This window comes from Brevibacterium sp. AGC70, from assembly GCF_057334195.1.
This window is the reverse complement of sequence record NZ_JBHFIH010000006.1, coordinates 146900-154877: the sequence shown is the minus strand read 5'-3', so window position 1 is coordinate 154877 and position 7978 is coordinate 146900. Positions and strand designations below refer to the sequence as shown.

General features: G+C 61.2%; 6 protein-coding genes. All 6 read left to right on the top strand.

Annotation, left to right across the window (positions count from 1 at the left end; genetic code table 11):
- Positions 1 to 801 precede the first annotated feature (801 nt).
- The 6 genes from ACE03M_RS04670 (at position 802) to groL (ending at position 7903) form a co-directional block, all read left to right on the top strand.
- Entirely contained in the window at positions 802 to 1314 is a 513-nt protein-coding gene (locus tag ACE03M_RS04670) for a DUF559 domain-containing protein (RefSeq protein ID WP_485932916.1), read from the top strand.
- A 279-nt stretch (positions 1315 to 1593) separates the two neighbouring features.
- Complete coding sequence (gene metG / locus ACE03M_RS04665; protein WP_143924277.1) at positions 1594 to 3189, top strand: methionine--tRNA ligase; 1596 nt, start codon at positions 1594 to 1596, stop codon at positions 3187 to 3189.
- Positions 3189 to 4109 carry a TatD family hydrolase gene (locus ACE03M_RS04660; protein ID WP_143924276.1) on the top strand — a complete coding sequence of 307 codons (921 nt, stop codon included), beginning with the start codon at positions 3189 to 3191 and terminating at the stop codon, positions 4107 to 4109. Before metG ends, ACE03M_RS04660 begins: the two co-directional genes overlap by 1 nt.
- A gap of 291 nt (positions 4110 to 4400) precedes the next feature.
- Positions 4401 to 5585, top strand: coding sequence for a ubiquitin-like domain-containing protein (locus ACE03M_RS04655; protein ID WP_485932915.1), 1185 nt, complete (start codon positions 4401 to 4403; stop codon positions 5583 to 5585).
- A gap of 398 nt (positions 5586 to 5983) precedes the next feature.
- Positions 5984 to 6277: a co-chaperone GroES gene (gene groES, locus ACE03M_RS04650; protein WP_009883265.1), complete on the top strand. Its 294-nt coding sequence runs from the start codon at positions 5984 to 5986 to the stop codon at positions 6275 to 6277.
- 36 nt (positions 6278 to 6313) lie between these two features.
- Positions 6314 to 7903: a chaperonin GroEL gene (gene groL / locus ACE03M_RS04645; protein WP_143924274.1), complete on the top strand. Its 1590-nt coding sequence runs from the start codon at positions 6314 to 6316 to the stop codon at positions 7901 to 7903.
- Positions 7904 to 7978 lie beyond the last annotated feature (75 nt).

Below are 7978 nucleotides of genomic sequence, written 5' to 3'. Positions count from 1 at the left end.
CAGATTGAGTTGGTTGCAACCAGCTCAATCTGACTTCGACTGTGTATGTGCTGGCACGGCTCTCTGGAAACAGCGCGGCCGAGCCAGCAGGCTGTCCGTGCAGCTGCTCAGATGGGGATCAGCCACTTACGTGCGAAGCCCTGTGAAGGAACGAATGTCCTCGGCGTAAGTGTCCGGTGGACGAATGCAGCTCGTGCACAGGGCTCGTTTTCGGACTGGTGAATGTGGGTTCCGTCAGCCGACTATGGCGTGATGTACAACGTTGTCTATTTTCGTGATCTCAGAGCCGCAGGTGCGACGACGACGCTCATCCGTTCGTCACTGGGCTGCTGTCTGCTCAAATTATGCCGAGGAGTGTACTCGGTGGTCCGGCGGTGTGGCGTTCCTGCCCACAGCGTCTTCCTGATCTTCGCAGAGAATGACGAGTGGATTCGTTATCACGAAGAAGGCACATACCTGGAGCGCTCGCAGAGACCCAGATACCTCGAACACCTCGATCGCCTACGGGTCCTCACCTATCCGTCGTATCGAGACGGTGATGTGGTCTGGGGCGTATCGGCTGCGCGACTTCATAAACTCGGGATGTTCGGGATCGACTCTCATCCGATATCTGTGATCAATCCACGGGCCGGTTCGAGAAGCGGTGAGCTCGTTCGCCTTCAACGTCGGATCGTAGCTGGGGATGTAGAGATCCTGGACGGGGTTGCTGTGACGAACCGGGCCAGAACTGCACTCGATCTCATTGGTGTCCTCGGTCCGGCAGGGGGATTCGCTGCTATGGAGCAGGTGCTCCGCGCCTCGATGCTCGGCGACGACGAAGAAGCAATCTTTCGAAGAGGTTACCCGCCTGACCTCATGCACCACCTGCCCGAGAAAGTCTCGGAGCTGTTCGGTCCGGCGAGAGCTCGAATGGCCGCCGGGCGGAAGCGCGCACTGACTCTGTGCGGGTTGGTCTCGCCGCTGTCAGAAAGCTACGCAGAGAGTCGTGCTTCGTTGAATCTGCACCTGCTAGGGCTACACGTTTTCATTCAGCAATTCGACGTCAAGGAGGGGTACCGAACCTTGACTCGACTGGACTTCCTCTTCAAAACTGCCAAGGTCGCACTGTATGTGGACGGGACCCAGAAATACGTCGGTGCCGGATTCGACCGGATGAATAAGGAGAGCCACCAGCACAACCGTCTGCTGTCCATGGGATACACAGTGATCCGCTTCAAATTCAACGAGGTTCTCGACGTGGCGACCTTTTCACGGAAACTGTTTGCCCAAGCACCACAGCTGAAGAAGAGTTGTCAGAAGAAGACGGCTATCTGAGGTCGTTACAGGTGCAGGAGAGGCGTCGGGTGTGGGACTCCCCGGTCGAAGTCAGGTTGAGCTGGTTGCAACCAACTCAACCTGACTTCGACTGGAGAACGGCACCTACTCCGCCCAGCCCGCGGCCCCTATTCCGCCCACCCCGCGGCCCCTACTCCGCCCAGCCCGCGGCGGCGCACCACCTCTGCGCCCCAACGCACCCACCCGTGCACGCTCGGGGGTCGACTCCCGCGGACCCTTGCGCGCCTGCGCGCTGGCGTCCCTTAGACTGAGTGACCTATGGGTTATTACTTGACGACAGCTATCGCTTACCCCAATGGGGCCATCCACATCGGGCACGCATATGAGTACATTGCGGCCGATACGATCGCGCGCTTCAAGCGCCTCGACAACCACGATGTGTTCTTCAGCACCGGTACCGATGAGCATGGGCTGAAGATGCTGCAGGCGGCGAACAAGCTCGGGATCACGCCCAAGGAGCTCGCCGACGACAACGCGAAGAACTTCCGCGACACACAGCTCGCGCTGGGTTCGACGTTCGACCGGTTCATCCGCACCACCGACGAGGACCACTACGAGTCGTGCAAGGCGATCTGGCGCAAGCTCGAAGAAGCCGGCGACATCTATCTCGACACCTACTCCGGCTGGTACTCGATCCGCGACGAGGCCTACTACACACAGGACGAGACCGAGGTCGTCGACGGTGTTCGCCTGTCCACGGAGACCCGCACCGAGGTCACCTGGACAGAAGAGGAGTCCTACTTCTTCCGTCTGTCCAAGTACCAGGACAAGCTGCTCGAGCTGTACAAAGAGCACCCGGAGTTCATCGGCCCCGATTCGCGCCGCAATGAGGTCGCCTCCTTCGTCGCCTCGGGTCTGAAGGACCTCTCCGTCTCGCGCACGACATTCGACTGGGGTGTGCCCGTGCCAGGCAACGAGAAGCACGTGATGTACGTGTGGATCGACGCGCTGACGAACTACATCACGTCCGCCGGATACCCGAACGACGAGGAGTCGTTCAAGAAGTGGTGGCCCGCCGATGTCCACATCATCGGCAAGGACATCATCCGCTTCCACAGCGTCTACTGGCCCGCGTTCCTCATGAGCGCCGGCATCGAGCTGCCGGGGCGCGTCCACGCCCACGGGTTCCTCTTCAACGCCGGTGAGAAGATGTCGAAGTCCGTCGGAAACGTCGTCGACCCCATCGATCTCGTCGACGCATTCGGCCTCGACACCCTGCGCTTCTTCCTCTTCCGCGAGTTCTCCTACGGCAACGATGGGTCCTACACGAAGGACTCGATCATCACCCGCAAGAACTCCGACCTCGCCAACGAGTACGGCAACCTCGCCCAGCGCTCGCTGTCGATGATCGCGAAGAACTGCGAGGCACAGGTTCCCCGTCCCGGTGAGCTCACCGAAGATGACGAGAAGCTGTTGGCGCTGGCCCGCGCGGTCCCCGAAACCGCCCGCCGCCACGTCGACACACAGGCCCTCCATCTCTACGTCGAGGCCTGCTGGAAGGTGCTCTCCGAAGCCAACCGCTACTTCTCCGCCCAGGAACCCTGGAAGCTGAAGAAGACAGATGCCGACCGCATGGCCACCGTGCTGTGGGTGACGATCGAGGTCGTGCGCATCATCTCGATCCTCATCCAGCCGGTCATGCCCGATTCCGCCGGCAAGATCCTCGACCTCCTCGGCGTGCCCGAGGGCATCGGTGAAGCCGGTGCGAAGGTGCTGCCGACAGCGACTGACAGTGATGCCGGCGCCGAGGTGGATCCTCGTTCATTCGCTGCGATCGACTTCCCGCTGGAGCCGGGCATTCCACTGCCGAAGCCGGTCCCGGTGTTCCCCAAGTTCGTGGAGGAGACCGAATAATGGCCTCTCGCGCCGCCGGAACCTATCCTCCGGTGCCTGAGCCGCTGGCCCACCCCGTCGTCGATACCCATACGCATCTCGATATCTGCACGGGTGTGCGACTGCCCTTGGGCGCTGGCGAACCCGAGCCCGAGGTCCGGCCCGACGAGGACGAAGAGTTCCCGAGCCTCGACTTCTTCTTCGACACCGCCCAATCTGCTGGAGTCCAGCGCATCGTGCAGATCGGCTGTGACCTGCCGGCCGCACGGTGGACGACCGAGCTGGTCACGCAGCAGTCACAGCAGGGCCGCTCGTGGATGCTCGGTGGTGTGGCTTTGCACCCGAATGAGGCGCCGAGGCTGGCCGAACGAGGTATGCTCGACGACGCCCTCACAGAGATCGAGTCGCTCGTGGCCTCCGATGACCGTATGCGTGTGGTGGGGGAGACGGGCCTCGACTACTTCCGCACCGGTGAAGAAGGTGTCGCCGAGCAGCAGCGCTCCTTCCGTGCCCACATCGAGATCGCCAAACGCACGGGCAAGGCCCTGCAGATCCACGACCGTGAGGCCCACGCCGACGTGCTGCGCATCCTCCGTGAGGAAGGTGCCCCCGAGGTCACGATCTTCCACTGCTATTCCGGTGACGAGGCGATGGCCCGCGAGTGCGCAGACGCCGGGTACTACATGTCCTTTGCCGGCAACCTCACGTTCAAGAACGCCGATGAGCTCCGACGTGCCGCGGCTGCGGCTCCGCTGGATCGACTGCTGACCGAGACCGACGCTCCGTTCCTCACCCCGCACCCGCACCGCGGCAAGCCGGGCGGTCCGTATCTGGCCGCGGTGACGGCACGCAAGCTCGCCGAGGTGCGCGGGATGAGCGAAGAGGACCTCTGTGCCGCAGTGTGGAAGAACGCGGAGACCGCGCTGGGAGGCTGGGACTGAACGACGAACTCGATGAGGCGGTGACTCAACGACAGCCTCGGCGGGGGTGGGGTTGACGCTCGATCAGCCACCTCGGCGGGCAAATGTCACGATTGTGACCAAGCCCGGAAACACGGGGAAGTCCTGGTCAGAGCGCCAGCTCAGGCACCCCCTCTGTTACATGTTCGTAATGTTTTGCGTATCTTGTAACGAATCGGTTACAGTGGATGAGTTGATGACCTCTGCCCCAGGGATATTTTTGTGATTGATTTTCTCAAGAACCGCAAAGTGCAAATTGCTGCACAGGCGGTCGTGATTACCGGACTCGTGGGTGGCACGGGTGCCGTGGTCACCATGAACAAGCCAGTGACATTGGATGTCAATGGTCAGTCCGAGGAAGTTCGGACCTTCGGTGGAACCGTGGGGGACGTCCTCGACAGCCGCGACCTCGACATCCAGAAGAACGACCAGATCAAGCCGGGCGTAGACAAGAAGATCTCGCGGGATATGACGATCACCGTCAACACCGCGAAGGAAATCTCACTGTCCGTCGACGGCAAGAAGAGCGATGAGACGACGCATGCGAACACCGTCGGTCAGGCATTGGCCGACCTCGGTGTGGACGCGAAGAACGCGGATCTCAACACCAAGCCGAATCAGAAACTCAAAGATGAAGGCAACGACATCGATGTGACGACCGCCAAGGATCTCACAATCGTTGCCGATGGCAAGGACCACAAGGTCTCGGCCGCAGCAGAGACCGCCAAGGAAGCCCTCGCTGAGACCAAGCTGAAGCTCGACAAGGACGACTTCATGTCTGTGCCTCTCAGGTCCAAGGTCTCCGACGGCCAGGTCCTCACCCTGAACCGCGTGAAGAACGACACGGTCAAGGAGAAGGAGGCCATCGAGCCTAAGACTGAGACCAAGAAGTCGGACTCCCTCTTCGAAGGCGTGACCAAGGTCGAAGACGAAGGCAAGGTGGGCCAGAAGCAGGTCTCCTACAAGGTCAAGACCGTCAACGGCGAAGAGGTGAAGAAGGAGAAGAAGGGCGAGAAGGTCCTCTCCAAGCCTGAAGCCAAGGTCGTCATCGAGGGCACCAAGAAGAAGGAAGCCCCTGCTGAAGAGCCAGACGACTCCGACGGTTCGGACGCCGGAACAGGTGACGGCTCTGACAGTGGTTCGGGAGGCTCCGACGACGGTGACAAGAGCACCGGCGGCGGCTCCGGTGGTGGCGACATGAGCACCCAGGAGATCAAGGACATGCTCGGCGGACCGGGATCCAAGTGGTACCAGGTTGCTGAGTGCGAGTCGCAGTTCAACCCGCGCGCAGTGAACAAGTCGAACAACGCCCACTTCGGCCTGTTCCAGTTCAAGCAAGCTACATGGGAGGCCATGGGCGGCAGCGGCAACCCGATCGATGCCAGCCCACAGGAACAGTTCGATCGTGCCAAGAAGCTGCAGGCTGAAGCCGGCTGGGGACAGTGGGCCTGCGCCTGATCCAGAGCGCAAGCGCTGGCCTGAAGTGCCACCGCTGACCTGAAGCGATCAAGTCACAGGCGACAGCCACAAGTACGGACCCGGGAGACCATCTCCCGGGTCCGTACTTGCATTCACGAGAGGGCCATCTTGCACGGGAAAGTGGTCCAGCTTTGCCCTCGCCGGGCCGTCTTCGAGCACCTTTCCTGGAGTTTCGCCCAGAGCGTGGACAATCCTTGGCACTCGAGTTGACCGAGTGCTAAGAGCGTTCTAAAGTCGAATTAGCACTAGCACTCATTGAGTGCCAGTTTTATGAGACGGTCGATCCGCTCGGCACCCGCGACGACGAGTGGATCATGGCATACGCCGCCGTCTGACTCAAAGAAGAATTGAACCCCAGCGAAGGGAGAGGGCCCGATATGTCGGTCTCCATCAAGCCACTCGAAGATCGGATTGTCATCCGTCAGGTCGAAGCAGAGCAGACTACCGCCAGTGGTCTGGTCATTCCCGAAACCGCCAAGGAAAAGCCTCAGGAAGGCGAAGTTGTCGCAGTGGGCCCAGGCCGCGTTGCTGACAACGGAAACCGCGTCCCAGTTGACGTGGCCATCGGCGACAAGGTCATCTACTCCAAGTTCGGCGGCACCGAAGTCAAGTACGCAGGAGAAGAGTTCCTCGTGCTCTCGGCTCGTGACGTGCTCGCCGTCATCGGCTGAATCCCCTGAACAACTACATCACTGACAGGAGGACGAATGCCTAAGAATCTGGAATTCAACGACGAGGCCCGTCGTGCACTCGAAAAGGGTGTGAACATCCTCGCGGACACCGTCAAGGTGACGCTGGGACCCAAGGGCCGCAACGTTGTTCTCGACAAGAAGTGGGGCGCACCCACGATCACCAACGATGGTGTGACCATCGCTCGTGAGGTCGAGGTCGACGACCCATACGAAAACCTCGGCGCTCAGCTGGCCAAGGAAGTTGCCACTAAGACCAACGACATCGCCGGTGACGGAACCACTACCGCGACTGTCCTGGCACAGGCCTTCGTCAACGAAGGTCTGCGCAACGTTGCCGCCGGCGCCGCACCAGGTGCCCTCAAGCGCGGAATCGAAGCCGCCGTCGAGGCTGTCTCCACCGAACTCGGAACCATCGCTCGCGATGTCGCCGACTCCTCGGAGATCGCACACGTCGCCGGTCTGTCCGCTCAGTCCGAAGAGATCGGCAAGCTCATTGCCGATGCCTTCGACAAGGTGGGCAAGGACGGCGTCATCACGATCGACGAGTCCCAGGCCGCATCTGTGGAACTCGAGATCACCGAGGGAATGCAGTTCGACAAGGGATACCTCTCGCCGCACTTCGTGACCGACGCTGATCGCCAGGAAGCTGTGCTCTCCGACGCGCTCATCCTCATCAACCAGGGCAAGATCTCCAACATCCAGGAGCTCCTCCCCGTGCTGGAGAAGGTGCAGCAGGCCGGAAAGCCTCTGTTCATCGTGGCCGAGGACATCGAAGGCGAAGCTCTGTCGACGCTGGTCGTCAACAAGCTGCGCGGCATCATCAACGTTGCCGCCGTCAAGGCTCCCGGATTCGGCGACCGCCGCAAGGCGATCCTCGAGGACCTCGCAGTCCTCACCGGTGGCCAGGTCGTCACCGCTGATATGGGCATGAAGCTCGACCAGGTCACTCTGGAAGAGCTCGGCAACGCCCGCACCATCACCGTCACCAAGGACAACACCACCATCATCGATGGTGCTGGCTCCGACGAGGACGTCAACGGTCGGGTCGCCCAGATCCGCAGCGAGGTCGAGAACACCGACTCCGATTGGGACCGCGAGAAGCTGCAGGAGCGCTTGGCTAAGCTCTCCGGCGGTGTCGCAGTCATCAAGGTCGGCGCCGCCACCGAGGTGGAGCTCAAGGAACGCAAGCACCGCGTCGAAGACGCTGTGTCGGCTACTCGTGCAGCCATCGAAGAGGGCGTCGTCGTCGGCGGTGGATCGGCTCTGATCCACGCATCCAAGGTTCTGGCCGGAAACGACCTGGGCCTGACCGGCGATGCAGCCACTGGTGCTGACATCGTCAAGCGCGGCGTCGTCCAGCCTCTGCGCTGGATCGCTGAAAATGCCGGCCAGGACGGCTACGTCGTCGTGTCCAAGGTCGAGGAGCTCGCTTCCGGCCAGGGATACAACGCCGCCACCGATTCCTACGGCGACCTCATCGGCGCCGGAATCATCGACCCGGTCAAGGTCACCCGCTCGGCACTGCGCAACGCCGCTTCGATCGCCGCACTGGTTCTCACAACTGAGACACTGGTCGTCGAGAAGAAGGAAGAAGAAGAGGACTGAGTCCCCATCTGATTCACATCGGCGCGCAGCGACTGCGCTGAACTGATACACGTGTGGCCCGGAACACTGTTCCGG